The sequence below is a fragment of the Streptomyces sp. NPDC002779 genome, from assembly GCF_042888685.1.
Taxonomy (GTDB): domain Bacteria; phylum Actinomycetota; class Actinomycetes; order Streptomycetales; family Streptomycetaceae; genus Streptomyces.
Genome location: NZ_JBIAQC010000001.1, coordinates 600,768 through 626,141 on the forward strand (window position 1 = coordinate 600,768; position 25,374 = coordinate 626,141).

Annotated in this window: 19 protein-coding genes; 6 read left to right on the forward strand and 13 right to left on the reverse strand. The window is 72.7% G+C overall.

All coding sequences use genetic code 11. The annotated features are described in order from the left end of the window. Positions 1–18 precede the first annotated feature (18 nt). Complete coding sequence (locus ACFYW5_RS02710; RefSeq protein ID WP_389415115.1) at positions 19–1,476, forward strand: hypothetical protein; 1,458 nt, start codon at positions 19–21, stop codon at positions 1,474–1,476. A 67-nt stretch (positions 1,477–1,543) separates the two neighbouring features. Here ACFYW5_RS02710 and ACFYW5_RS02715 read toward each other — a convergent pair whose 3' ends face one another. The 8 genes from ACFYW5_RS02715 to ACFYW5_RS02750 all read right to left on the reverse strand — a co-directional run bounded on the left by ACFYW5_RS02715 (position 1,544) and on the right by ACFYW5_RS02750 (position 10,962). Then, complete coding sequence (locus ACFYW5_RS02715) at positions 1,544–4,183, reverse strand: SpoIIE family protein phosphatase (protein WP_389415116.1); 2,640 nt, start codon at positions 4,181–4,183, stop codon at positions 1,544–1,546. Positions 4,184–4,442: 259 nt separating this feature from the next. After that, positions 4,443–4,868, reverse strand: coding sequence for an ATP-binding protein (locus ACFYW5_RS02720; RefSeq protein ID WP_389415622.1), 426 nt, complete (start codon positions 4,866–4,868; stop codon positions 4,443–4,445). A 168-nt stretch (positions 4,869–5,036) separates the two neighbouring features. After that, complete coding sequence (locus ACFYW5_RS02725; RefSeq protein WP_389415117.1) at positions 5,037–5,441, reverse strand: (deoxy)nucleoside triphosphate pyrophosphohydrolase; 405 nt, start codon at positions 5,439–5,441, stop codon at positions 5,037–5,039. A 33-nt stretch (positions 5,442–5,474) separates the two neighbouring features. Continuing rightward, the gene (locus ACFYW5_RS02730) at positions 5,475–5,666 is read right to left on the reverse strand and encodes an SPOR domain-containing protein (protein WP_389415118.1); all 192 of its coding nucleotides are present in this window, start codon (positions 5,664–5,666) and stop codon (positions 5,475–5,477) included. A gap of 328 nt (positions 5,667–5,994) precedes the next feature. Then, the gene (locus ACFYW5_RS02735; protein ID WP_389415119.1) at positions 5,995–6,747 is read right to left on the reverse strand and encodes a GntR family transcriptional regulator; all 753 of its coding nucleotides are present in this window, start codon (positions 6,745–6,747) and stop codon (positions 5,995–5,997) included. 147 nt (positions 6,748–6,894) lie between these two features. Beyond that, complete coding sequence (locus ACFYW5_RS02740; protein ID WP_389415120.1) at positions 6,895–8,079, reverse strand: DUF4190 domain-containing protein; 1,185 nt, start codon at positions 8,077–8,079, stop codon at positions 6,895–6,897. A 245-nt stretch (positions 8,080–8,324) separates the two neighbouring features. Then, positions 8,325–9,896 (reverse strand): S8 family serine peptidase, encoded by a 1,572-nt coding sequence (locus tag ACFYW5_RS02745; protein ID WP_389415121.1) that lies wholly within the window; start codon positions 9,894–9,896, stop codon positions 8,325–8,327. A gap of 235 nt (positions 9,897–10,131) precedes the next feature. Next, entirely contained in the window at positions 10,132–10,962 is an 831-nt protein-coding gene (locus tag ACFYW5_RS02750) for an oxidoreductase (RefSeq protein ID WP_389415122.1), read from the reverse strand. 95 nt (positions 10,963–11,057) lie between these two features. On the opposite strand from ACFYW5_RS02750, the gene ACFYW5_RS02755 reads away from it, so the two are divergent. The 3 genes from ACFYW5_RS02755 (at position 11,058) to ACFYW5_RS02765 (ending at position 15,981) form a co-directional block, all read left to right on the forward strand. Beyond that, positions 11,058–11,969, forward strand: a complete 912-nt coding sequence (locus tag ACFYW5_RS02755) for a LysR family transcriptional regulator (RefSeq protein ID WP_389415123.1) — start codon at positions 11,058–11,060, stop codon at positions 11,967–11,969. A 149-nt stretch (positions 11,970–12,118) separates the two neighbouring features. Further along, a complete protein-coding gene (locus ACFYW5_RS02760) occupies positions 12,119–15,685 on the forward strand; it encodes a WGR and DUF4132 domain-containing protein (RefSeq protein WP_389415124.1) in 3,567 nt (1,188 codons plus the stop codon). Next, positions 15,682–15,981 carry a hypothetical protein gene (locus tag ACFYW5_RS02765; protein WP_389415125.1) on the forward strand — a complete coding sequence of 100 codons (300 nt, stop codon included), beginning with the start codon at positions 15,682–15,684 and terminating at the stop codon, positions 15,979–15,981. Before ACFYW5_RS02760 ends, ACFYW5_RS02765 begins: the two co-directional genes overlap by 4 nt. Here the strand turns inward: ACFYW5_RS02765 and ACFYW5_RS02770 are convergent. Continuing rightward, on the reverse strand, positions 15,961–17,202 hold the full coding sequence (locus tag ACFYW5_RS02770) for a hypothetical protein (protein WP_389415126.1): 1,242 nt from the start codon (positions 17,200–17,202) through the stop codon (positions 15,961–15,963). The genes ACFYW5_RS02765 and ACFYW5_RS02770 overlap by 21 nt on opposite strands. Continuing rightward, positions 17,199–18,374: a HesA/MoeB/ThiF family protein gene (locus tag ACFYW5_RS02775; RefSeq protein WP_389415127.1), complete on the reverse strand. Its 1,176-nt coding sequence runs from the start codon at positions 18,372–18,374 to the stop codon at positions 17,199–17,201. The genes ACFYW5_RS02770 and ACFYW5_RS02775 overlap by 4 nt, the downstream gene beginning before the upstream one ends. 222 nt (positions 18,375–18,596) lie before the next feature. Between ACFYW5_RS02775 and ACFYW5_RS02780 the strand changes: the two genes are divergently transcribed. Then, on the forward strand, positions 18,597–19,898 hold the full coding sequence (locus tag ACFYW5_RS02780; protein WP_389415128.1) for a M14 family zinc carboxypeptidase: 1,302 nt from the start codon (positions 18,597–18,599) through the stop codon (positions 19,896–19,898). Between the two features lie 10 nt (positions 19,899–19,908). On the opposite strand, the gene ACFYW5_RS02785 is transcribed toward ACFYW5_RS02780, so the two are convergent. The 3 genes from ACFYW5_RS02785 to ychF all read right to left on the reverse strand — a co-directional run bounded on the left by ACFYW5_RS02785 (position 19,909) and on the right by ychF (position 24,627). Beyond that, positions 19,909–21,087: an NAD(P)/FAD-dependent oxidoreductase gene (locus ACFYW5_RS02785; protein ID WP_389415129.1), complete on the reverse strand. Its 1,179-nt coding sequence runs from the start codon at positions 21,085–21,087 to the stop codon at positions 19,909–19,911. A gap of 139 nt (positions 21,088–21,226) precedes the next feature. After that, positions 21,227–23,407 carry a DEAD/DEAH box helicase gene (locus ACFYW5_RS02790; protein ID WP_389415130.1) on the reverse strand — a complete coding sequence of 727 codons (2,181 nt, stop codon included), beginning with the start codon at positions 23,405–23,407 and terminating at the stop codon, positions 21,227–21,229. Between the two features lie 131 nt (positions 23,408–23,538). Further along, positions 23,539–24,627: a redox-regulated ATPase YchF gene (ychF, locus tag ACFYW5_RS02795; RefSeq protein WP_250077448.1), complete on the reverse strand. Its 1,089-nt coding sequence runs from the start codon at positions 24,625–24,627 to the stop codon at positions 23,539–23,541. A 168-nt stretch (positions 24,628–24,795) separates the two neighbouring features. Here ychF and ACFYW5_RS02800 point away from each other — a divergent pair, with 168 nt between their 5' ends. Beyond that, complete coding sequence (locus ACFYW5_RS02800) at positions 24,796–25,374, forward strand: DUF6542 domain-containing protein (RefSeq protein ID WP_389415131.1); 579 nt, start codon at positions 24,796–24,798, stop codon at positions 25,372–25,374.

The following is a 25,374-nucleotide window of genomic DNA, read 5'->3' on the forward strand; positions in this document are numbered from 1 at the left end:
CCTCATACGCTCCGAAAGGTGACCTCACCCTTGATCCGGGGCCGGCCTCGGCGGGCCACCGGGCGGATATCCGTGCTGGTGGCGCATGCCGTGGTGGGTGTGCTGATCGCCGTGGCGTGGCTGGTGTGGCCGGGGATGACGTCGGGGCCGAAGGCTCCGGTCGCGGTCGGCTCGCAGCGGCCCCTGGCGAGCGCCTCCGCCCAGCAGGAACCGGCGGACTCCGCCGCCGGTGATCTCGTGCTGCCGCTCGTCGCGGCCGTGGCCGCCGTGGCGGTCGCCGGGTACGGCTATCTGCGGCGCACCCGGCGGGCGCGCACCCGGACCACTCCCGGCGGTGAGCCCGCCCGGACGGCCGGTCCGCCCCTCGCCGAGCTCGACGAACGGGCGCGGCAGCTCCTCGTCGACGCCGACGAATGGGTGCGCACCAGCCGGGAGGAGCTCTCCTTCGCCGAGGCCCGGGCGGGGGCCGAGGCCGTGGCGCCCTGGGCGCGGGCCCTGCACGACGCCGAGACCGAGCTGGCCTCCGCCTTCCGCATGCGGCAGCGCTACGACGACGGCGTCCCGGAGGACGAGACCCGGCGGCGCCAGGTGCTCGCGGGGATCGTCGGGCGGTGCGAGGAGGCGGGGCGACGGCTGGACGCGGAGGCGGCCGGGTTCGATCAGCTGCGCGGGCTGGAGGGGGATACGCGCGGCGCGCTGGAGGTCGCGGAGGCCCGGTTCCGGGAACTGACCGCCCGTACGGGAAGCGCGGACGCCACGCTCGTCGAGCTCGGCGAGCGGTACGGTCCCGCGGCCGGGGCCGAGGTGTCCGGTTACGTCGAGCTGGCCAAGGACCGGCTGGTGTGCGCGACCTCCCGGCTCAACGAGGCCCGGCAGGGCGCGGACCTGGGCGAGACGGCGCGGGCCGTACGGAACCTGCGGGCCGCCGAGGGAGCCGTCGCCCAGGCCGCCGTGCTCATCGACGGCGTCGAGCGCCGTGCGGCGGAGCTGGCGACCGCGGCGGGGCTCGTCGCGCCCGCGCTGACCGGCGGGGAGGCCGAGATCGCCGGGGCGCGGGAGCGGGGCCGCTCCGACGCCCGGATCAGCCATGCGGACGGTGTCCTGGCGGAGGTACGGGAAGAGGTGACCGGGGGGCCGTACGACCCGATGGACGCCCTGCGGCGGATCGTGCGGGGTGTCGTGCCGGTCGCGGACGGGCGGGCCGGGGTGCTGGCGGCCGCCGCGGCGCTTCTGGCCCGCAGCTCCACCGAGGCGGCGGAGGACCACATCGCCACGCACCGCGCGGCGGGCTGCACTCCCCGCACCCGGCTGGCGGAGGCCCGGCGCCTCCTCACCACCAACCCCGGCCTCACCGACCACCTCACCGCCGACGCCCTGGCCCGCCGAGCCCGCGAACTGGCGGCCCAAGCCCACGACCCACCCACCCCGACACCCCCAAGCTACGGCGGCCCCCACACCCACACCCGCCGCGAGTGACCGGCGTGGGGCCCTTACCCGGCCCCCGGCCTCACCGCCGCCGGCTTTCGCACTCCGCCGGTGAGGGTCAGAAGAGGCTCAGGAGGGCCTCTGCTGGGTCTGTGAGGCCTGTTTCGCCGTCGGGGAGGGGGAGTTCGAACCAGACCGTCTTGCCGCGGGGGGTGCGGCGGGAGCCCCAGGCCGCGCTCAGCAGGCCCACCAGCTGCAGGCCCCGGCCGCCCTCGTCCGTGTCGCGGGCCCTGCGGCGGCGGGGCTGGACCAGGCCGGCGTCCCAGACCTCGCAGACCAGGGTGCGGTCGAGGAGGAGGCGGAGGCGGATGTCGCCCTCGCCGTAGCGCAACGCGTTCGTCACCAGCTCGCTGACCAGGAGTTCCGTCGTGTCGACCAAGGGCTCCAGGTCCCAGCTCTGGAGCCGGCCGCGGGCGTGCTCACGGGCCCGGCCCACGCTGCGCGGCTCGCGCGGCAGCGTCCAGTCGCCGACGGAGTCGGCGGGCAGGCCCTGGACCCGGGCCATGAGCAGGGCGATGTCGTCCTCGCCGTGGTGGGTGTCGAGGGTGTTGAGGACGTGGTCGCAGACGTCCTCCAGGGGACGGGAAGGGTCCGTCAGGGCGCCGACGAAGGCTTGCAGGCCCTCGTCCAGGGGGTGGTCACGGCTTTCGACCAGTCCATCGGTGTAGAGCGCCAGCAGCGCGCCTTCGGGCAGTTCGACCTCCACCTCCTCGAAGGGCTCCCCGCCCACCCCGAGCGGCATGCCCGGCGGTACGTCCAGCATCAGCGCGTCCTCGCCCGGCTCGACCAGGACGGGCGGCAGATGGCCCGCGTTGGCGAAGGTGCAGCGACGGGTCACCGAGTCGTAGACCGCGTACACGCAGGTCGCCAGGTAGACCTCGGACAGGTCGGCCTCGCGGGGGCGGCGCGCGGCGCGGGTCGCCTGCTGGACGCCTCCCGGCGCACCGAGGCCCCGCGCGATCTCGTCCAACGCGCTGAGCACTTCCGCCGGTTCCAGGTCCAGCAGTGCCAAGGTCCGTACGGCCGAGCGGAGTTCGCCCATCGCCACCGCGGCGCGCAGGCCGCGCCCCATCACGTCGCCGACCACCAACGCCGTACGGTGTCCCGGCAGTTCGATCACGTCGAACCAGTCGCCGCCCACCTCGCTCGGCCGGTCCGCGGAGGAGGCGCCCGGCAGATAGCGGCAGGCGATGTCCAGCCCCGCGGCGACCGGGTCGCCCGGCGGCAGCAGGGACCGCTGCAGTATCAGCGCCCGCTCGTGCTCCCTGCGGTACAGCCGGGCGTTGTCGATGCACACCGCCGCCCGCGCCGCCAGCTCCACCGCCAGATCCCGGTCCCGGTCCCCGAACGGCTCACTGCCCTTGGTCCGGGAGAACTGCGCCAGCCCTACGACGGTGTCGTGGGCGACCATCGGCACCGCCAGCGTGGACTGCACGAGCCCGCCCTCCTCCGCGGGCACGGACCGCGGGCGGGCGGTGCGCAGGGCGTCCGCGCACGGGGAGTTGAAGGGGTAGTGATGGACCGCGCCGACCGCCACCGCCGCGCCGCCACCGACGAAGGGCGCGTCGGAGACCGCGCTGGCGAAGGCCACCCGGCGCAGTTCCGCGCTGCCGTCGGCGAGCCCGGGCGGGGTCTCGTCGCCGGCCAGCAGGCCCTGGTAGAGGTCGACCGTGGCCAGGTCGCAGAAGCCGGGGACGACGACGTCGAGCAGTTCGCGGGCCGTGGTCTCCAGGTCGAGGGAGTTCCCGATCCGGGCGCCGGCCTCGTTCAGCAGGGCGAGATTGCGCCGTGCCGCGGCGGCCTCGCGGGCGGCGGCCCGACGGGCCGTGATGTCGGTTCCGAGCCAGGCGATGCCGATGGGCCGGCCGGAGCCGCTGTGCACCCGGTAGAGGTTGATGGACCAGTGACGGCGCTCGTCCGACTCGGGCAGGAAGCCGGTGACGTGCATGTCCGTGATGGAGTCGCCGGTCTCCAGCACCCGGCGCAGGGTGGCGGTGACCCGATCCGCCTCCGGCCTCGGCAGATAGTCGTGGACGCCCTTGCCCCGGTGGTCGTCGGGGGTGCCGCCGAAGAGCGAGGCGAACCGCTGGTTGGCGCGGCGCACCCGCAGGTCGGTGTCGATCAGCAGGAAGCCGAAGGGAGATTGGCCGAATATCGCCTGCGAGGCGGCGAGGTCGGTCTCGATCCTGCGCAGGGTGCGCACATCGACGACGATGCAGACGGCCGCCTTCTCGCCCTCCTCGGTCCGCGTCGGCATGACGTAGACCTCGGCGAGCGCCTCCTCGCCGCGCCCGCCGGTCTCCGGGTCCGGCTTGCGGAAGGGGACGACTCCGGTCCACTCCCGGCCGTCCAGGATCTCCGCCATCTTGCGGTGGCCCTGCTCGCGCCGGTCGGGATCGATGAACGCCGCGATGGGGTCCATCCCGACGGCGCGCTCCGCGGGGATGCCGAACAGCTGCTCGGCGCGCAGGCTCCACTGCTCGACGAGACCGTCGGGGCCGATGGAGAAGGACGCGACCCGGATGTAGTCGTACATGGAGCCGGGCGGGCTGCTCTGCCAGATGCCGTCGGAGGCCGGTTCGTCGCCGGAGGCGCGCGTCACGTCGGCCGCGGCGCCCCTGTCGGCAGCCGTGGCCGCCGCCCTCGCGCCGCCCGACGGGTCCTCGGACTCCGTGGCCTTCGCTGGTATCTCGCTCACGCGAACCGTCCCCTCCAGCTCACCGCGTCCGGCACCGGTCACCGGAGGCGGCTGCCCGCAGTATCCAGCACTACGGCGCCGCACGACACGGTGTTCACGATCACAGCACGTTCCCGATCGTTTTTGGACCGGACCGCGGAAACACTTCCACTCTTCTAACCAGCCGACACGCTGTCGAATCACCGACTCGGACAGCCGCCAGTGGCCTGAACCAGTCCGTCTACAGGGCCCGGCGGACCGTACAGCGTCCGGACCCGTTTCAGGGCACCGCGAGCTCGAACCAGACCGTCTTCCCGGCGCCCCCGGGGCGGGTACCCCAGCGGCGCGAGGAATGGGCGACCAACTGCAGACCGCGGCCGCTCTCGTCCTCGGGGGCCGCGATCCGTTCGCGCGGGAAGCCGGGGATCGGGTCGGAGACCTCGACCAGCAGGACACCGCCCAGACGGGCGGGGCGGACCAGGCGGACGCCGATGGGGCCGGTGGCGTGCCGCAGGGCGTTGGTGACGAGTTCACTGACCAGGAGGGCCGCGATGTCGGCGAGGCTGTCCAGGTCCCAGTCGTGCAGTCGGCCGCGGACGGCGGAACGGGCGGCACGGACGGCGCCCGGTTCGGCGGAGAAGGTCCACTCGACGCAGTCGCCTTCGGTGTCGATCACACCGATCACTTCCCAGGCAGCGTGTCCTATTTCACGGGGTTAATGGGCACATACCCGATTTTTGGGATCTCGTATCGCCGGGTTGGGGGCGTTGGAGCACGAACGGCGTACGCCGTGTTCCGAGTGCGCCTGCGAACTCGGGGTGGTGTGGTGGTGCGCGTGCGGCGCCGTCGTGGCTTGTCGCAGTTCCCCGCGCCCCTAAGGGAGTCCCAGGCGCCCTTCGATCTGCTGTACCGCCGGGACGTCCTGGGTCAGCCACTCCACGTCCCACAGTTCCGCGGGGGTCAGCCAGCGCAGGTCGTCGTGGTCCTGGAGGGGCTGCGGGGCCGGGGAGCCCGGGCGGAGGCGGGTCGTCCAGATCTGCAGGACGTACGGGGCGCGCAGCGGCCACTCGCCCGGGACCCGCTCCAGCGGTTCCGTCTCCACGCCGAGTTCCTCGCGCAGTTCGCGGACCAGGGCCGCCTGCGGGGTCTCGCCCGGTTCCACCTTGCCGCCGGGGAGTTCCCAGCGGCCGGCCAGCTCGGGCGGGGCGCTGCGGCGCGCGGCGAGGAGGCGGCCGTCGTCCAGGAGGGCGGCTCCCACCACCACGATCGGTTCCGTCATGCGCCGGAGCCTACGGGAACCGGGGGGCGCACCTCAGTCGGCGGTGTCGGTGCCCCCTTGGGCGATCCGCTCGACCCAGTAGAGCTGCTTGTGGCCGCGGGAGTCGAGGCTGTCCGCGGTCTTCTGGGCCTCGGCCCGGGTCGCGTACCGGCCCACGCGGTACCGATTGCCGTTGTCGTCCTGTCGTATGACGAGCCAGGGAAGAGTGATCGTGCTGTCGTTCATCACGCCCCACCGCTCCTTCCCGCACCGGGCCCGAGTCCCGCTCGCGGCCTGTGCCGTGCCCCGCCCGCCAAGGAAACCGCAATCCGCATATGCCCGAGCCTACGCCTAACCTTTACGCAGCGAATACGGCTTTTTACAAAGAGGTACGCAACCGGCCAGGGCACAGGGGGCGCACGGGGTCGACCGCGCCCCCCGCGCACGCCGACGCATCAAGTCAGCGGCATGCCGGACACATCGGGGACGACCTGCGAGAACGACCAGATTCCAACCCCCGTGGAACGGGCGCGGGTTGGGTCGGTGCCGGGGGCAACTGCCCCGGGGTTGTGCGCTACTTTACGGGCAGGTGGTAGGCGATCCGGTAGCGGTCGGCGGGGACGACCACATCGGCGGTCTCCACGGGGCGGCCGGAGGCGTAGTAGGTGCGCTGGATGACGACGACGACATGGCCGGGGACGCCGCCGAGGGCGTGCAATTCCTCGGCGAGGCCGGGGCGGGCGCCGACCTCCTCGGTGACGTTGTCGACGATGACGTCGATGGCGCGCATCCGCTCGACGACGCCCATGCCGCCGAGCGGGCCCTCCTCGGGCAGCATCACGGGGGTGCGGCCGGTGACCGCGAGGGGCTCCCAGGAGGTGGAGAGCATCATCGCCTCACCGGCCTCGCGGAAGAGATAGCGGGTGCACATGACCCGGTCGCCGGGCTTGATGGCGAGCCGCTCGGCGACCGCCACGCTCGCCTCGGCCTGCTCACTGCTGGACTCCCAGGTGCCGCGCGCCGCGCCGTCGGCCTGCTCCTGCCGGAACGGCGTGGCCCCGCCGGCGGGGCGGTACCCGGAGCGGGCGATCCGGCGGGGCACCGGGCGCTCGCGCACATACGTCCCGGAGCCGGAGCGGCCCTCGACCAGGCCCTCGGCCATCAGCACCTTGCGCGCCTCCAGGGCGACGGTGTCCGATACGCCGTACTCCTCGCGGATCCTCGCCTGGGAGGGGAGGCGGGTGTGCGGTGGCAGCGAACCGTCGGCGATCTTCTTGCGGAGATCACCCGCGACACGCAGGTACGCCGGCTGCTCACCGAATGTCACTGGCCGCTCCCATCAGGTTGTACAGACAGCAACAGCGTGGCAACCGTGGGTTGTGCCATGCAAGCAAAGGCCAGAGAATCACTCGATGTGATGACTTCTGCCCGCAGCAGCCTTTACGCAGGCACTTTCTCCCCGCTATAGCCGCGATCACACATCGAGTCCCCCGCTGCCCGGACTCTCGCTCCCGTCGTCGTACTCCTCGTCGTAGGACGGCACGGTGGTGGCGAGGCCCAGAGCCTCGCGCGCGGTGACTGTCGTCGGGCCGTCGACGTACTCCCAACCGGTGTCGTAGTGCTCGTAGAAGGTGTCCGCGTCCTCGGCGGCGGCCGCCTTCTCCCAGGACGTGCGGGCGTCCTCCATCTCCGCGACCAGGCCGGCGACCGGCTCCTCGGCCGCGGACGGCCAGCCGTGTGCCTCCAGCGCCTCGATCTGCTCGCCGAGCACGGCCTCGACGTCCTTCGCCCAGTCCTGGTTGACCGGCAGGTCGTCCTCGGGGAAGTCCTCCGGCTCCTCGTAGAGCACGTCGTCGACGGCCTTCATGGCCTTCAGGAAGGCGATCTGGTCCGCGTCCAGGGTGGTCTCGTCGTTGCGCAGCGAACCGGTGAGGGTGCCCTTGTCGTCGGTGCTGCCGAACAGGCAGGTGATCTCGCGGTCGCCGAAGCGCCAGCTCCGGCTGGTCGGGACGAGATAGGAGACGCCCGCGTCGTCCGGTACGGCCCAGGGGTCCATGGCGTACTCGGCTTCCAGCGCGTAGCACTTGTCCTCGGCGGTCCGGGTCACCGAGTCGTCGCCCGGGAACGGTCCGGCGGGCAGCGTGACGACGGCGAACACCTCGCCGTCGTGCCGGCCGGCGCACGGCACCTCCTCCACGTCGTAGGTGGCGCCCTCCAGGGAGCCGGACGGGGAGTCGAAACAGTCGCCCTCGGCGAGGGCGTAGGCGGTGCCATCCTCGCTCGCCGCGTCCTTGAAGCCCTCCCAGGCGTCGGAGGCGACACCGGTGGACAGCGTCACCGTCCACAGCGCGAGCCCGACGGACGACAACACGGAACCGGCGATCGCCATCCCCTTGCCGCGCTCGCCCTTCTTCTTGATCTGACCGAGCGCCACCAGACCGAGGACCAGGCCCACGGCCGGCAGGAAGCAGAGGATGCCGAGGACCAGGGCGGCGATGGCGACGCCGTTCACGGGCGCGGGACGGCCGTAGGGCCCGTAGGGCCCGTAGGGGTGGTAGGGGTACGGCGCGTACGGGCCCGGCGGGTACGGTCCCTGGGGTCCCGCGGGGTCCTGGGGCCCGGGTGGCTGGTAGGGCCCGTGGGGCGGGGGTATCGACACGAGGACCGTGCTCCTGTTTCGGGCGGCGGGGCCGGGCTGCGGGGCCGGGCGGCGCGGAACTGACGTACGACGGAATGCACGCGCATGGTAAGCGCGGCCGGGGCGGGCGCGGAATGCGGGCCGCAAAGGGGACGATCCAGGCAGCCCTTTTTCGCCGTGCCCGGAAACGCGACTCGTCCTCGCCGCGGGCCGGGGAACGGATCCCAGGCCGTGCGACGAGGACGAGTTTCAGCGAACGGTGAGCGTCAGAACTGGAGCGCCCAGGCGTCGATCCGCCCGGTGTCGTAGGTGGCGTTGTCGCTGACCCGGAGCTTCCACGTGCCGTTGGCGGCCTCGGAGGAGGCGTTCACCGTGTACGTGGTGTTGATGTTGTCCGCGCTGCCGCCGGTGCCGTAGGCCTTGAGGGTGTAGGCCGTGCCGTCGGGGGCGATCAGCTGGACCTGGAGGTCACCGATGTAGGTGTGGACGATGTTGACCTGGACCGCCAGCGCGGAGGGCGCGTTGCCGGAGACGCCGGAGACCGTCACCGGGGACTCGACCGTGGCGTTGTCGCCGATCGTGTAGTCACCGGTGTTCTCGAAGCGCGGTCCGGGCGGGTTCGTGGTGCCGCCGCCGACGTGGAGCAGCCGGTTGGGCGAGCCGGTGCCGGGGCTGGTGACGACGTTCGGGGTGGCCGCTGTCGTCAGGGCCGAGGCGACCTGCGCGGGGGTGGCCGCGGGGTTGGCGGCCAGGTGGAGCGCTGCCGCGCCGGCCACGTGCGGGGTCGCCATCGACGTACCGGAGATGGTGTTGGTGGCGGTGTCGCTGGTGCTCCACGCCGAGGTGATGGACGAGCCGGGCGCGAACAGGTCGAGGACCGTGCCGTAGTTGGAGTAGCTGGCCCTCGCGTCCGACGAGGTCGTGGCGCCGACCGTGATGGCCTCCGTCACGCGTGCGGGGGACCTGGTCGAGGCGTTCGTGGACTCGTTGCCCGCCGCCACGGCGAAGGTGACGCCGGAGGCGATGGCGTTGCGGACCGCGGTGTCGATCGCGGTGTCCGCCCCGCCGCCGAGGGACATGTTGGCGACGGCCGGCTTGACCGCGTTCCGGGCGACCCAGTCGATACCGGCGACGACCTGCGCGGTCGTACCGGAACCGGAGTTGTTCAGCACCCGGACGCCGACGACCCGCGCCTTCTTGGCGACGCCGTAGGCGGTACCGGCGACCGTGCCCGCCACGTGCGTGCCGTGGCCGTGGCCGTCCTGGGCGGTGTTGTCGTTGTCGACGGCGTCGTAGCCGTAGGAGGCACGGCCGCCGAAGTCGCTGTGGGTGATGCGGACGCCGGTGTCGATGACGTACGCGGTCACGCCCTGCCCGGCCGTGTCCGGGTAGGTGTACGAGCTGTTCAGCGGGAGGTTGCGCTGGTCGACCCGGTCCAGGCCCCAGGAGGGCGGGTTCGGCTGGGTCGCGGTGATGCTGAAGGTACGGTTCTGCACGACGGAGGCGACGGCCGGGTCGGCGGCGAACTTCTTCGCCTCGGCCGCGGAGGCGTCCACCGCGTAGCCGTTGAGCGCCTTCGTGTAGGTGCGCTCGATGTCGGCGCCGTACTTCTTGGCGAGCGCCCGGCCCTCGGCGGAGCCCGCGCGGGCCTCCGGCTTGAGGGTCACGATGTAGCTCTCGGCAACGGCGTTGGCCGCGCCCGCGTACAGGACACGGCCCTCGTCGGCGGTCGGGGCGGCGCCGGCGGGGAGGGCGGAGACGAGGCCCGCGGTCAGGACCGCGGAGGCGGCCACACTGATCGCGGCCAGTCTTCGCCGGGTAGAACGCATCACTGCCATCTGAGGGGTCCTCCTCAATCGGTGGTGCGCTGGTGGGGGGCGGTGCAGGCACGCCGAAGACCGCCCGAATGGGCGTGATCATGTCAACTTGCATCCCGGGCGGACTCGGTGCACCCGCCGAAAGATTGAGGCTTCCACAGGAATTGCACAAGGGCCCTGCACGGACGTAACACACGTGCCATGTGCCAGACATGACATGCGGTCATCCCGCGCGGGGCCCTGGTCCCGGCTGTTCCTACTCGTCGAACGCGGTCGCGCGGGTGTGCTTCTCCCAGGCGACGACGTCCTCGCGCACCTGGTCCAGATGACCGAGCACGGCGTCCACCGCGTCGGCTCCCAGCGGCAGCCGCAGCGGGGTCCGCTCGGCCTGGAGCGCGGCCAGGACGGCGGCCGCGGCCTTCGCCGGGTCACCGGGCTGGGAGCCGTCGCCGCCGGAGACGAAGCCTCGGGTCCGGCTCACCTTCGGGTACAGCCCGCTGTCCGCGCTGGCCCCGGCCCGGTCCGCCGCGAAGAGCGAGGTGCGGAAGGCACCCGGTTCCACGATCAGCACCTTGATCCCGAACTCCGCGACCTCGTCGGCGAGCCCCTCGGACATGCCCTCCAGGGCGAACTTCGTCCCGCTGTACAGGGAGAAACCCGCCAGGGACATCTGCCCGCCCATGCTGCTCATCTGCACGATCGCCCCGGACCGCCGCTCCCGCATGTGCGGCAGCACGGCGCGGGTGAGGGCGGCCGGTCCGAAGACGTGCACGTCGAACAGGTCCCGCAGTTCCTGCTCGGTGGTCTCCTCGAAGGCGCCCACGTGGGTGCGGCCCGCGTTGTTGACCAGGACGTCGATCCGCCCGTGCCGGGCGAGGACGTCCCGGACCGCGGCCTCGGCGGCGGCGGTGTCGCCGACGTCCAGGCGCAGCGCCTCCACCTGGTCCGGATGGGCGGCCACCAGCTCGTCCAGCGCCTCCGGGCGCCGTACCGCGCCGACCACCACATCGCCCTCCGCCAGCGCCGCCTCGGCGATCGCCCGGCCGAACCCGCTGCTCGCACCCGTGATCAGCCACACCTTGTTCATCACAGCTCCCCGTGGTCCCGTCAGTCGCAGTCGGCTTGCGTGAACAAGGCTGTGGGATGGGCGAGTTGCCTGTCCAAGACCTACGGTGATAACCGATGGGCATGACGACGGACGTTCATGTGCGCGACCTCCGCTACTTCGTGACGGTGGCGGACGAACTGCACTTCACCCGCGCCGCCGAGCGCCTGTACGTCTCCCAGCCCGCCCTCAGCAAGCAGGTGCGCGCGCTGGAACGGCAGTTGGGCGTGGCGCTGTTCCACCGGGGGCCGGGGGGCGTCACGCTCACCCCGGCCGGTACGGCCCTGCTGCCGCACGCCCGGCGAGTGCTGGACGCCTGGACGGACGGGTCGGCGGCGCTGGAATCGGCGCGGGCCGCGGCGCGCGGGACGCTGGTGGTGGGGATGAGCACCAGTCCCGGACGCGGCGGACTGCTGCCCGCGATCCGGTCCCGGTTCACGGCCGCGCACCCGGACACCGTGCTGCGGCTGCGCCAGGTGAGCTGGGACGATCCCACGGCGGGGCTCGCGGACGGTGAGGCGGACGTGGCCTTCGTGTGGCTGCCGCTGCCCGACACGGGCCGCTACGACTGGGTCGTGGTCGCCGAGGAGCCCCGGCTGGTCGCCCTCCCGGAGCGCCACCGGCTCGCCGGGCACGCGGAGATCGACCTCGCCGACCTCTTCGAGGAGCCGTTCCTCGCGCTGCCCCCGAGCGCGGGACCGCTGCGGGACCACTGGCTCGCGATGGACGAACGCGCGGGGCGTCCGCCCCTGATCGGCGCGGAGATCGCGGGGACGGAGGAGACGTACGAGGCGCTGGTGGCGGGGCTCGGGGTCTGCCTGGTCGCCACCGGGAACGCTCCGCTGATCACGCTGGGCGGGGTGACGACCCGTCCGGTGCGGGGGCTCTCACCGAGCCGGTACGCGCTGGCATGGCGACGGGAGGACGGGGGGCGGGCGGCGGTACGGGCGTATGCGGAGGTGTGCGCGCGGGTGGTCGGGGGGCTGTGACGGGCGGGGGCCGTGACGGGCCCCCAGCCGTTCAAGTGCCCGGGGTTCGGGCGCCGCGGGCTGCGGACGGTCACTGTCAGTGGGGGCGGCTACGGTGACAGCCAGATGATCGAGCGGTCGGCCGGGGGGCCGGACGGAGGGGAGGGGCTGTGCGGCGCTGGGAGTTTGCGGGTGACGGCTCGGCGAAGTTCTGGGAGGCGGAGGCCGAGGGGACGACGGTCACCGTGCGCTACGGACGGGTCGGGACGCAGGGGCGCACACAGCCGAAGGAGCTGGCCTCGGCGGAGGCGGCCGAGGCGTATCTGGCGAAGGTGATCGCGGAGAAGGAGCGCAAGGGGTACCAGGAGGTGATGGTTGCCGAGCGGGCGGCGGCCACCGCGGCGGTTGCCGACCCGGCGCAGGCTCCGGACGAGGACACCTTCGTCATGCCGGCCTCCTGGCGCCGGCTCGTCCACCCGAGGCGCGGCGGGATCCCGCGTACGGTGCCTCCGTTGCGTGCGGACGCCCTGGAGTCGGTCGCCCGCCGCCGCAAGGAGGAGGCCGGCTGGATCGAGGAGATGCTCGCCGCCCCGCAGAGCGAGCCGCGGATCGTCGAGGCCCTGAGTGCGCATCTGAACGGCAGTCGCAACCCGCTCGGGGCTGCCGCCCTGGCGTCGCTGACCATGCACTACCAGTTGCCCGACGGCGTGTTCGTGGACGCCTGGGCCACTGAGTACGGCCTGCCCTTCGCCGCGCGGGCCGTGGTGGAGTACTTCGACGTCGAGCCGCACTGGATCCAGTACGGCTCGCAGCGGCAGGACCCCTGGATCGGCTTCCGCGTCGGCGGGACCACCGCGGACGGCCACTGGGCCCGCGCTTTCGCCGACCGGCTGCGCGACCTGCTGGCCGTGGCCGACGAGGACGCCTACCGGCAGGCCGTGACCGTGCTGGAGAAGTGCCGGGACAGCGTGCGCCGCCGGGTCGTCGTGTCGTACGTCGTGCCCACCGAGCACGACTGGGTCGAGGACGCCTGCGCGGACGCGGACACGATCGACGAGACCCTGCGCGCCATGCTGCTGTGCTCGCTGAACTCCCCCGGGCAGCTCGACCGTGTGGTGGGCACCTCCTTCCGCCTCGGCTGGAACGACTGGGGGATGCCGATGGTGGCCTCGCTCGCCGAGGGCGTGGGCGGGCACATCGCACCCGTGCTGGAGCAGGGCGTCGAGCAGGCGTACGGCTCCGACCGGGTGCGCACCTTCTCGGCCGCCCTGGTGGAACTGCCGACGGACGAGGCGTTCCGGGTGCTGCTGGCCCGCGTCGAGGACAAGAACGTACGGCCGTATCTGATGGAGGCGATGCGGCGTTGGCCCGTGCGCGCGCTGCGACTGATGGGGGCGGCGGCGACCGGTACGGCCAAGAACGCCTCGATGGTGGGGCAGTTGCTGGCCGCGCACATCCAGGCGCACCCGGAGCTGACCGCGGCGGTGCTGCCCCGACTTCCCGCGCACGTGGCCGAGTACGTCGAGCCGCGGCTCGCCCGCCGGGACCGGGTGGCCGAGGCGCCGGCCGAGGCCCTGCCCGCGCTGCTGGTCAGCCCGCCGTGGGCGAAGCAGCGCAAGGCCGCGAAGGCGCGCGTGGCGGCGGAGGCGCCTCTCGTTCCGGAGCCGCGGGTCGTCTGGCAACCCGACGAGCAGCAGCGCTGGGCCGGGGTCACCTCCTGGTACTCCAAGTGGCGGGGCACGTACGAATGGAAGGAGGAGATCAACGCCCTGCAGAACGGCGGGCAGTTGGCGGACGTCCGCGCGGCCCGGCTGTTCGTCACCGCGCCCGCGGACGTGGTCCGCCCGCTGCTGGCGCACTGCGCCCCCGAGGACTACTGGGACGGCGAGGCAGCGCTGAAGCCGGTGGCCGCGCGGTTCGGGACGGACGCCCTGCCGCTGATGCTGCGCGCCGCGACCCGGCACCCGGCCACCCTGAGCATGCTGGTCATGCCGTATCTCAGCGTCGGGGTCGCCGCTCTGGTCAGCGACTGGCTGGCCCGGCTGAAGTCCGCCGACGCCTTTGCCCGCGCCTGGCTGAAGCGGCACGGCCTCGCCACGGTCCCCTATTTGCTCCCGCACGCGGTGGGCAAGGCCGGGATCGCCCGGCGGGGCGCCGAGCGGGCGCTGCGCCTGCTGGCGGACGCCCACGGCCGCGAGGCCGTGCTGGCGGCCACCGCCGAATGCGGGCCTGAGACGGCGGACATCGTCGCCGAGGCGCTGGCCGCCGATCCGCTGGAGAGCGCCCTGCCCGCGCGGATGCCGGCCGTCGGCGCCTGGGCCGAGCCCGCGCTGATGCCGCAGATCCTGCTCAAGGAGGGCGGCGCCCTGCCCGCCGACGCGGTGCGCAACGCGCTCACCGTCCTCGCGCTGTCCAAGCCCGGCGATGTCTACCCCGGCCTCGACGTGCTGACCGAGCACTGCACCGCCGACTCGCTCGCCGCGTTCGCCTGGGGCCTGTTCGAGCAGTGGCGGCTGGCCGGCATGCCCCCGAAGGAGAGCTGGGCGCTGCACGCCCTGGGCTGGCTCGGCGACGACGAGACCGTACGGCGGCTCACGCCCGTGGTGCGCGCCTGGCCCGGCGAGTCCGCCCACCACCGCGCGGTGGAGGGGCTGAACGTCCTCGCCGCGATCGGCAGCGATGTGGCGCTGCTGCATCTGCACGGCATCGCCCAGCGGGTGCCGTTCAAGGCGCTGAAGACCCGCGCCCAGGAGAAGATCGCCGAGGTCGCCGAGGGACTCGGGCTGAGCGCCGAGCAGCTGGGCGACCGGCTGGTGCCGGACTTCGGGCTGGACGCGGACGGCAGCACGGTCATCGACTACGGCACCCGGCGGTTCACGGTCGGCTTCGACGAGCAGTTGCGGCCCTACGTCCGCGACGCCGACGGCAAGCACCGCAAGGCCCTGCCCGCCCCGGCCGCCAAGGACGACCCGGAGCTGGCCCCGGCCGAGCGCAAGCGGTTCGCCGCGCTGAAGAAGGACGTCCGTACGGTCGCCGCCGACCAGGTACGGCGGCTGGAGGCGGCGATGGTGTCGCAGCGCACCTGGACGGCCGGGGAGTTCCGGGACCTGTTCGTCGCCCATCCGCTGGTGTGGCATCTGGTGCGGCGGCTGGTCTGGCTCGGTGAGGCCGACGGCGCGGTGACGGCGTTCCGGGTCGCGGAGGACCGTACGTTCGCCGACGTCCGGGACGACGAGCTGACGCTGCCCGAGGAGGCGAGCGTCCGGCTGGCCCATCCGCTGCACCTGGGTGCCGAACTGGCCGCCTGGTCGGAGCTGTTCGCCGGCTACGAGATCCTGCAGCCCTTCCCGCAGCTGGGCCGTGCCGTGCACGCCCTGACCGAGGAGGAGGCCGCCGACCAGCGGCTGGCCCGCTTCGAGGGCGCCACCGTGCCGGTCGGCAAGCTCCTCGGGCTCACCAAGCGCGGCTGGGAACGGGGCACCCCGCAGGACGCGGGCGTGGAGCGCTGGTTCCACCGGCGGATCGACGAGGGCCGGTACCTCGTCATCGACCTCGACCCGGGTATCGCCGTCGGCGCCGTCGACATGCTCGGCGACCAGACCTTCAACGCCGTATGGCTGAACACGATGCCCGACGACTACTGGCACAACCGGAAGAACGGGCTCACGTTCGCGGGGCTCGATCCGGTCATCGCCTCCGAGCTGCTCGCCGACCTCACCGAGGTGACCGCGAAGTGACCGTCACCGAGGAGCAGCTCCAGCGCCCGCCCGCCGAGGTCCGGCACACCGGCGAGCTCGCCGCCCTGCGCGCCGCCCGCCGTTTCGTGGTCGGGGAGGAAGCGGCCGGGATCAGCCGCAAGTTCGTCGGCGACGTCTCCCTGGTGGAGCGGGCCCTGGTCACGCTCGCCACCAACCGCGGTCTGATGCTCGTAGGGGAAGCTGTGCGGGATGGCCGAGGGGCGGCCGTCCCGGCCTGGGTGGAGGCCCAGATCCATCTGGTGACCGCGCTGGAACTACACCGGGCTCCGGCGTGAGCGGCGATTGCGCCACCAGGTGACCAGCCACAGGACGTTGATCCCGCCGAGGACGATCAGCACCGCGGCCGAGTCCGCGTTGCCCGCGAGCCCGTGGTCCGGCCCGATACCCCGGGCGGCGGCGACCAGCAGGGCGATGTCGAGCGGCAGGGTGACGGCGGCCATGAAGGCGAGGCAGGCCGCCGTACCGATCACGAGGACGACGCTGTAGAGGCGGACGGCCCGGCGCTCGTGCGGCGGCAGCCGGGTGCTCGGGTCGGCCGTCCCGGCGCGGTACGCCTTCCGGCGCACGGGGCGCATCGCGCGCCGGAAGGCGTAGCGCGCGTAGGCGAGACCGTCGCCGTACAGGTCCCGGCAGCCGGTGAGGTCCTGGAGGACGAAGTACAGGTCGGTCCTGGTGAACACCATGCACTGGAAGGGCAGCGGCAGCAGGGCCAGCAGCAGGGCCGCGGCGAGCAGCCGGTGGGCGGTCGTCCCCGGGTCCGTCCCGGCCAGGACCAGGATCAGGGCCGAGGCCACGGACAGGTTGAGGGCGATGCCGGACAGATACGCCGTCAGCCGGTGTCTGCGCGAGGCGAGTTCGATGCCGCTGATGTCGGTCTGCATGACGAGGAACTGGAGCCGGGTGCCCAGCCGCATCCTCCCCGGCACGCCCGCGGCGCGGGCGGTGACCAGGTGCGCCAGCTCGTGGGCCAGCAGCAGCGTCCACCCGGCCGCCGCCCCGCTGAGCAGGACCAGGCTGCCGTGCGGGCTCCACAGTAGGTCGCGGTAGCCCGGAAGGAGATCGGGGCGGCGCAGCAGCACGACGACGGCGGCCGTGATCAGCACGCCGACGAGCACCGGAAGCACCGGGTGCAGGGCGAGGCGGACATGGGCCGGGCGCAGCCACGGCAGGGTCGCCCGCGGCGGTTCGGGGTCCGGTACCGGGCGGTCCCCGATCCGTGCCACGAACCCGAGCGCGGTCAGATCCCTGACGAAGTCCGGGATCTCGAACTCCTCACCGGTCTCCTCCCGCAGCCGCTGAGCCGTGCGGCCCACGCTCAGCCCCTCGCCCAGCAGTTCCACCGCGCGGGCCCCGGCGGCGGGCAGGGCGACGAAGGTGCGGGTGGCCATCCGGCCCACGATCCACTCGTCCCGGTCGCGCCGTACCGCCAGGTCGTGCAGCCGGACCCGGGTCGACGGCTCGATACGGGGGCGGCCCTCCGCCGCGGTGTCCGTCACGCGGGCTCCTGCGGGCCGGTGCTCACCGCCGGTTCCGGGCGGCAGGCGGCACAGTCGGTACGGCGGTCAGCGCGCTGCAGGACCGGGTCGCCGGGCAGCATGAGGTTGAGGCCGAAGCGGCATCCGGGGTCGATCCGCGGGACACCGCACAGCAGCGCGAGGGCGGCGTGGGCGAGGAGGCTGCCGGAGAGGCCGGCGGTCACGGCGTTGACCGGGTTCCACGGCATGCGCGGCGAGGCGACGTCCTCGTCCTGGCCGGGGGCGAGCCGCAGATCGCGCCGCTCGATCTCGGCGCTGCGCAGACACTCCCAGCACGCGCCCCGGCCGGGGGTGAAGACGCCGACGCTCACCAGGGGGCCGCGGTAACCGGCCTCGGCCCAGGGTGTGTTCGAGGCCAGGCAGACCTGGTTGGTCCAGCGGCGGATGGCGGCGGGCCGGTCGGCGGCCAGCAGCAGCACGTCGTACGCCGCACCCGTGCCGGAGCCGTCGGCCAGCAGCTCCTCGAGGTCGGCCGGGCCGCGTACCTCACGGCGTTCGCCGGTGACCGTCGGGTGCGGGTTCAGGGCGCGCAACGCCGTCAGCGCCGCGTCGATCTTGGGTGCGCCGAGGTCCGACTCGCGGTAGAGGGTCTGCCGGTTGAGGTTGGACAGCTCCACGACGTCCGGCTCGACGCAGTGCAGCCGCCCCACGCCGGAGGCCACCAGGTCCCGGGCGGCGGCCCCGCCCGTCCCGCCGGCCCCGATCAGCAGGACCCGGGCACGGCGCAGCCGCAGCTGCGGCTCCCAGGGGTTCTGTCTCGGCCGGAGGTCCATCCAGCGCTGCAGCGTCATGCCCCTGCTGTAGCGCTCGCGTTCGTCCTCGGACAGCTCGGCGGGGGGCGGGGCGCCGGCGTCCTCGACGTAACCGGCCATGGTGAGGTCGGTGATCGCCTGGGCGATGTCGGGGGCGGGCAGCCGCAGTTCGGGGTGGCGGCGGGTCACCTCGGCGACGACGTCCGCGGCGCTGCGCGTGCCGTCCATGGCCTCGACCAGCGTCCACACCCAGCCGTCCGGATCCTTGACCTCGGCACCGATGCCGTGGACGACGCTGCCGATCCGCAGATGGCCCTCGACCGTCCGGTACGCCCGGTGCTCCGGCTTGATCCGGGGCCGCCGCATCCTGTGCACCGTCACTTTCGCGCCAATCTCCTCAGCCCCAACTGACCCGTGATCAACGGACATTGACAACAGTGACCGGGGCAACGAAGTCTTGCAAGAGCACAACGGATCACTGCACGCCACAGCCACCACCGGGAGGACACGGCATGCCGAACAAGATCGAGATTCGTCCGCTGGACAAGAAGGAGACCACCGGCGACAGCGGTGGCAACGGCGGTTCCTGACCGGACGCCGGTGATGGACCGCTACCCCACGGTCGCGGACGTCGCCGAGTCGGCGCGGCGGCTGGTCTCCCGGTTCCCGGGCACCGGCCGCCTGCGCCGGATCGGTACGTCCCGCGCGGGCCGTCCGCTGCTGATGCTGTCCGTGGGACACGGGCCACGCCATGTCCTGGTGGTGGCCCGGCCGCACCCCGACGAACCGGTCGGCGGCGCCACCGCGCTCGCGCTGGCGGAGCGGGTGGCACACGGCCGCGGGCGCTCCCCGGCGACCGACCCCACCCTCGTCACCTGGGACATCGTGCTGTGCCTCGACCCGGACGGCGCCGCGCTGAGCGAGGGCGTCGAGGCGGCGACGGCCGGGCCCGCGCCCACCCTGGAGAGCTACTACGGCGCCGCCTTCCGCCCGATCGCGGCGGAACAGCCGGAGTGGGCACCGATCGTCTCGCGCCAACTGCCCGAAAGCCAGGCGCTGTTCCGGGCGATCGACGAACTGCGGCCGTTCCTCCAGTGCTCCCTGCACAGCGTCGAAGCGGGCGGCAGCTGGGTGCAGTTGACGAACGCCCTGCCCGAACTCGCCGCGCCGTTCCAGACGTCCGCCGGCACGCTGGGCATCCCGGTCCAGCACGGCACGTACGACGCCCTGTACTGGGAAAACCCCAGCCCCGGGATCCACGTACTGCCCCCGCCGGACAGCACCGCCCGGCTGGCCGCCGGGTCCGAGAACATCACCTCGTCCACCTGGTGCGCACCGATGCGGTACGGCGGTGTCACCGCGATCGTCGAAGTGCCCATGTGGGCGACCGATCTGGCCGACGACCTGTCCCCGCATCCGGCGGCCGCCGAGGCGCTGCGCGACCTGTCCGGCCTGGTGCGCGACGGCGGACGGCAGGTGACCGCCGTACTCGACAGGGCGCGCCCGTTCCTGCCGCCGGCCCGGGAGAACGCGCTCAGACGCGTGCTGGAGTGGATGGCCGACGACCTCTACGATCTGGTCGCCGACTCCTGGGAGCCGCTCGCCCGGCAGGCGGGCCCCGGTGGCCCGGTGCCGCTCACGACGGCACAGATCTGCTCGCTGGACGTGGTCGCCCGTCGGCAACCGCTGCGGGCGGCGGGCCTTCTGCTCCGCCTGCTGCGAGCGGCGGACCACGCCGCGGCTCCGGAGCTCCACCGTGAGCTGACCGAACTGTTCACCCTCTGGTGCGCGGACTTCGAGAAGGCCCTGCGCCTGCGCTGGGTCCCGGTACGCCATCAGGTGGAGCACCAGGCACGCACGGTGGTGGCCACCGCGGACAGCGCGCTGCGGGCTCTGGGGTGGTAGGACGACCCCCTCACATCGCGGGCCTGCGGGTGGCGCGACCGCCCTTGGAGACGACGGTGGTGACGTTCATGCGCTTGCTGAGCCGGTACGTCAGCAGCGGGCTGCCGCTGACGAACTCCTTGTAGGCGACGGCCGCGCGACCCCTGAGCCACCAGCGCGCGGGGCTGTCGTCGGCCTTGGTGAACTGGATGACGGCGTCCCGGCGGCCCAGGCTGACCGGCTGGTGGAAGTAGCCGAAGCGGAACGGCTCGACCGTCCTGCCGCGCAGCAGTCGCGCGATGGTGTCGGCGGTGTACTGGGCGGTGGGCAGACCGCTCTGGCAGGTGCCGTGGACCGGCCCCCAGGCCAGGCGTACGGCGGCGGCGTCGCCGATGGCGTGGATCTCCGGGTGGGACACCGACCGCAGGGTGCCGTCGACCAGGATCAGACCGCGCTCGTCGGTGGCGATCCCGGCGTCGGCGGCCAGCGGCGACACCTTGACCCCGGCCGTCCACAGAAAGGCGTCGGAGCGGACGGTCCGGCCGTCGGACAGCTCGACGGCGTCGGGCAGCACCTTGGTGACCCGGGCGCCGGTCACCGTGGTCACACCGAGGCGGTCCAGCACGCGGTGCTGGTAGGCGCGCGCCTTGGCGCCCATCATGCCGCCGACCTCGTCCGAGCTGATCAGTGTGACGTTCAGGCCGGGGTGGCTCTCCGCGATCTCGGCGGCCGCCTCGACGCCGGTCAGGCCGCCGCCGCAGACGGTGACCGTGCCGCCGGCCGCCGCGACCTCGGTCAGCCGGGCGGCGAACCGGCCGGCGGACTCCGGGCCGTCGAGGGTGAACGCATGGGTGTCGGCGCCGGGGACCGTGCCGGTGTCGGTGGAGCTGCCCAGCGCGTAGACGAGGGTGTCGTACCCGAGGGACATGTCACCGTCGACGGTGACGCGCCGCGCCTCGGGGTCGATGGTGGTGGCGGTGCCCTCGACGAACCGGACGCCGGTCCCGTCGAGCAGGCTCGGGATCCGGTGGTGGGCCAGGTGCTGCCCGGCGGCGATCTGGTGCATCCGCAGCCGCTCGACGAACCGGCTCGACGGGTTGACCAGGGTGATCCTCACGCCGGTCCGGCGGATGCGGTGGGCCAGCCGGACCGCGGTGAACATGCCCGTGTAACCGGCGCCGAGAACGACGATGTGGTGATGGTCGGTCATCTCGATCTCCCACTGTTCGCACCGGCTCCGTACCGGTGACGCCCATGAGACGAGCGACCCGCCCCGGGCGCGACATGGGCCCGACGAGACCCACGTCACACCGGCCAGGGCCCGGTTCCAGGGCAGTTGGAGGCCGTCCTCACTCAGCTGCCGTGCGCCTCCCGCTCGTCATACCCAGGCGCGCCTGCTCCTCCTCGACGATCCGGCGGGCCAGCTCGGTGTCCGACACGTCGACCGCGTCCGGGGTGGCTTCGGCGACGGCGCTGCGGCGGGCGTAGGCATCGAACAGGCGGGTCTTCGACTCCAGCATCCGTACCATGCGTTCGTCCACTCCCCCGGTGGCGAGAAGGCGATGCACGTGAACCGGCCTGACCTGGCCCATGCGGTGGGCCCGGGCCACCGCCTGGTGTTCGATGGTCGGCTTGATCTGCGGTTCGCAGATGATGACGACGGACGCGGCCTGCATGTTGAGGCCGACGCCGGCCGCCTGGATCTGCGCCAGGAGCACCGCCGGCCCCGGGATCCCGGCGAAGTCGTCGACGATCTGCTGCCGCCGCCCGGCCTGGACGCCGCCGGTGAGCGGACCCAGCATCGGGGTGCCGGCGGTGGGCCCCTCGGCGAGCGCCGCCTGCACCACGCCCAGCACGTCCTTGAAGTAGGAGAAGACCACTGTCTTCTGCCCGTTCTCGCCGGCCTCCTGAACGATCTCGCGGAGCCGGTCCAGCTTGGCCGACTTCTCGGGGCGCAGGTACGCGGCCCTGCGCATCGCCATGAAGTTGCCCTCGCGGACGGCTTCGCGGTAGGCCTCCTCGTCCGACGCGCTCAGTTCCTCCCACTCGTCGGTCTGCTGAAGGCTCGGGAGTTCCGTCAGCACGTCTTCCTGGTTGCGCCTCAGGTAGACCGGCGCGACGGCCTTGCGAAAGGCGACGGAACCCGCCAACGCGTCCCGCTCGCCGAGGGAGTCCGCCACGTCTTCATCGAGCATCCGGACCAAGGTGCGGAACTCTGCGACCCGGTTCTCCATCGGGGTTCCGGTCATGAAGAGGCTGCGCTCACAACGCTCCGTCCACAGGGCGACCGACCGGGACCGCTTGGTCGTGGGGTTCTTCACGGAATGCGCTTCGTCGACGACGAGCAGCCCGACCTCCCCGCCGCCCGGCACCGGAAAACCGCGCAGTGCGTCGAAGGTGGTCACCCCCACCCCGCCCCGGCCCTTCCAGTCGGCGAACGCGTGGTGCCGGTCGGGGCCGTGGAGCACCATGACGCGAAGAGCGCTGCGGGCCTCGATCTCGCGGGTCCAGTTCACGAGAACGCTCGCCGGGCAGACGACCATGAAATGGCTCTGCCCCTCCGCGGCCAGGTGTGCCAGCACGGCGATCGCCTGGATCGTCTTCCCGAGCCCCATCTCGTCGCCGAGTATCACCTTGCGCTGCGCCAGGACGAATCGAGCGCCGAACGCCTGGTAACCGCGAAGGGAAACCCGCCGGTGCGAGTCGTCGAGCTGTTGCGTCCGTACCCGCTCGGCGATCTCCTCCGGCAGGAACCCCTCGGCGGCTGCCGCGTCCGGCTGCCGCCCGGAGATCTCGGCGAGCAGGCTGTAGTACTCCGCGGAGCGGAGTTCGAAGTCCACCCATGCCGCGATGTCGGACGACGATCCACGCAGCAGGTCCACCGAGGCCTGGGCGAGCAGCTCGGGCACTCCGGCCTGCTCCGCCTCGTCCACCAGTGAGCGGAGGTCGGCCACCGCCGCCAGCGCACGTGCCTTCTTCTCCCGGCCGGCCAGCAGCATCCTGAGATGTCCCGTGGCGGGCCTCGCGTCGACCAGCAACGGGCCGAGCCGTTCCGACAGGGCCGCGGCGCGGTCCACCGCGCGCCGGGCGTCCGGGCCTGCTTCCACCAGTACGTGCAGGGCCATGACGAGCGCGGTGGTGCTCGGCTCCGGCCGGTCCACGTCGATGTGGACGGCCACCGTCTCGTGCACCGCTTCGGACAGCCGGCGTGCGGCGGCGATGATCTGGTCGACAGTGCGCTGCCCGACACCGGGAATCTGCCGCAACCTGTAGGGACCGGCTTCGAGGACACGGCCCACCGTGCCGAGGCCGCTCTTCTCGACGTTCCCCAGCCGAAGCCGTCCTTCAGTGACGTCCTGCAGCCGGGCGACGGGGATGGCGTCGAGCTCCCGGGCGACCTCCGCGTCATGAATCGGCTTCAGCGCCGCCCGCACCGCCTCGACCGCCCTGCCGTGGTCGACGGCCACTGCCTGGGCCGCCTCGTACAGTCGTGCTCCCCTCGCGACCGCGTCCCGTTCCCCACGCCCCACGCGCCCCGCCCCTCTCTCGCAGTCCCCGCATCCTCCCCGACTACGAGCAGGCGGCGGGGATCTTCGCGGACAGAAACACATGCCCGACCCGTCGGCAGGCGGGTCGGGCACAGGTCTTCACACGCGAGACGTCAGACGTTGAAGCGGAACTCCACCACATCCCCGTCCTGCATGACGTAGTCCTTGCCCTCCATGCGCGCCTTGCCCTTCGCGCGGGCCTCCGCGACCGAGCCCGTCTCCACCAGGTCGGCGAAGGAGATGACCTCCGCCTTGATGAAGCCCTTCTGGAAGTCGGTGTGGATGACTCCGGCGGCCTCGGGGGCGGTGGCGCCCTTCTTGATGGTCCAGGCGCGGGACTCCTTGGGACCTGCGGTGAGGTAGGTCTGCAGGCCGAGGGTGTTGAAGCCGACCCGGGCGAGGGTGGCGAGGCCGGGCTCCTCGGCGCCGACCGACTCCAGCAGCTCCAGCGCGTCCGCCTCGTCCAGCTCGGCGAGCTCCGCCTCCAGCTTGGCGTTGAGGAAGATCGCCTCGGCGGGGGCGACCAGGGCGCGCTGCTCCTCCTTGAAGGCCTCGTCGGTCAGCTCGTCCTCGTCGACGTTGAAGACGTAGAGGAAGGGCTTGGTGGTGAGGAGATGCAGGTCGTGCAGGAGCTCCTCGTTGCCGGAGCCCTGGACGATGCCCGCGGAGAACAGGGTGTCGCCCTTCTCCAGGATCTCCTTGGCCTCCTCGACGGCCTTCACCTTCGGCGCGATGTCCTTCTTGATCCGCGACTCCTTCTGGAGCCGGGGCAGGACCTTCTCGATGGTCTGGAGGTCGGCGAGGATCAGCTCGGTGTTGATCGTCTCGATGTCGTCCTTGGGCGAGACCTTGCCGTCGACATGGACGACGTTCTCGTCCTTGAAGGCGCGGATGACCTGGCAGATCGCGTCGGACTCGCGGATGTTCGCGAGGAACTTGTTGCCCAGCCCCTCGCCCTCGGAGGCGCCGCGCACGATGCCCGCGATGTCGACGAAGTCGACGGTCGCCGGGAGCACCCGCTGGGAGGAGAAGATCTCGGCCAGTTTGGCCAGGCGCGCGTCCGGGACGCCGACCACTCCGACGTTCGGCTCGATCGTGGCGAACGGGTAGTTGGCCGCCAGCACGTCGTTCTTGGTCAGGGCGTTGAACAGGGTCGACTTGCCGACATTCGGCAGACCGACGATTCCGATCGTGAGCGACACGTTGCGACTTCCCGTACGTGAGTGGAGGACTGGCGGCCGATGGGGCCGATCCACCAGTCTACGGCGTGCCCCGCCCCCCATCGGCGACGTATCGAACGCTTGGCCAAGGTCCGCCCCTCGGCGTGTCCCGAGGGCCGTTCGACACATAAACAGACCTAAGTTGGTCCAGTGGAGCAACACAGGACGCGCCCAGCGCAGCACGGGCAGCAGCACGGCACGCGCCGCGGGACCCCGCCGCTGCCCCCGCAGGCCAGGGGCAGCGCCCCGGGGTCGCCGGCCCGCGCCGACGCCCCCCGCCGTCCCCCCGCCGCCGTCCGGCGGCCGCTGCCCCCGTGGGTGCGGGCGGTGCGCCGGATGCCGAACCCCCGGCTCACCGGACTGGGCGTCGGGCTGTTCTGCACCGCCCTGACGATCACGCTCGGCGGCCTGGTCGCCCTGCTGTTCGGGTCGTCGCTGACGGTCTACGGCGTGCTGTTCCTGCCGGTGTGCGTCCTGACCGCGGCATGGGTGCGCCGCGCGGACCTGGTGACCGCGGTCATCGTCGTGCCGATCGCCTTCGCGCTGGGTCTGGTGCCGGTCGCCGACGGCGGGGACGGGACCGGCGACCGGCTGATGGGCCTGTTCACGGCGCTGGCGACGCAGGCCGGGTGGCTGTACGGCGGAACCCTGGTCACCGGCGTGATCGTCACCGTGCGCAAGGTGCGGCTGATGCGGCACCAGGTGGCCAGGAGCCGGCCGCCGGTGTGA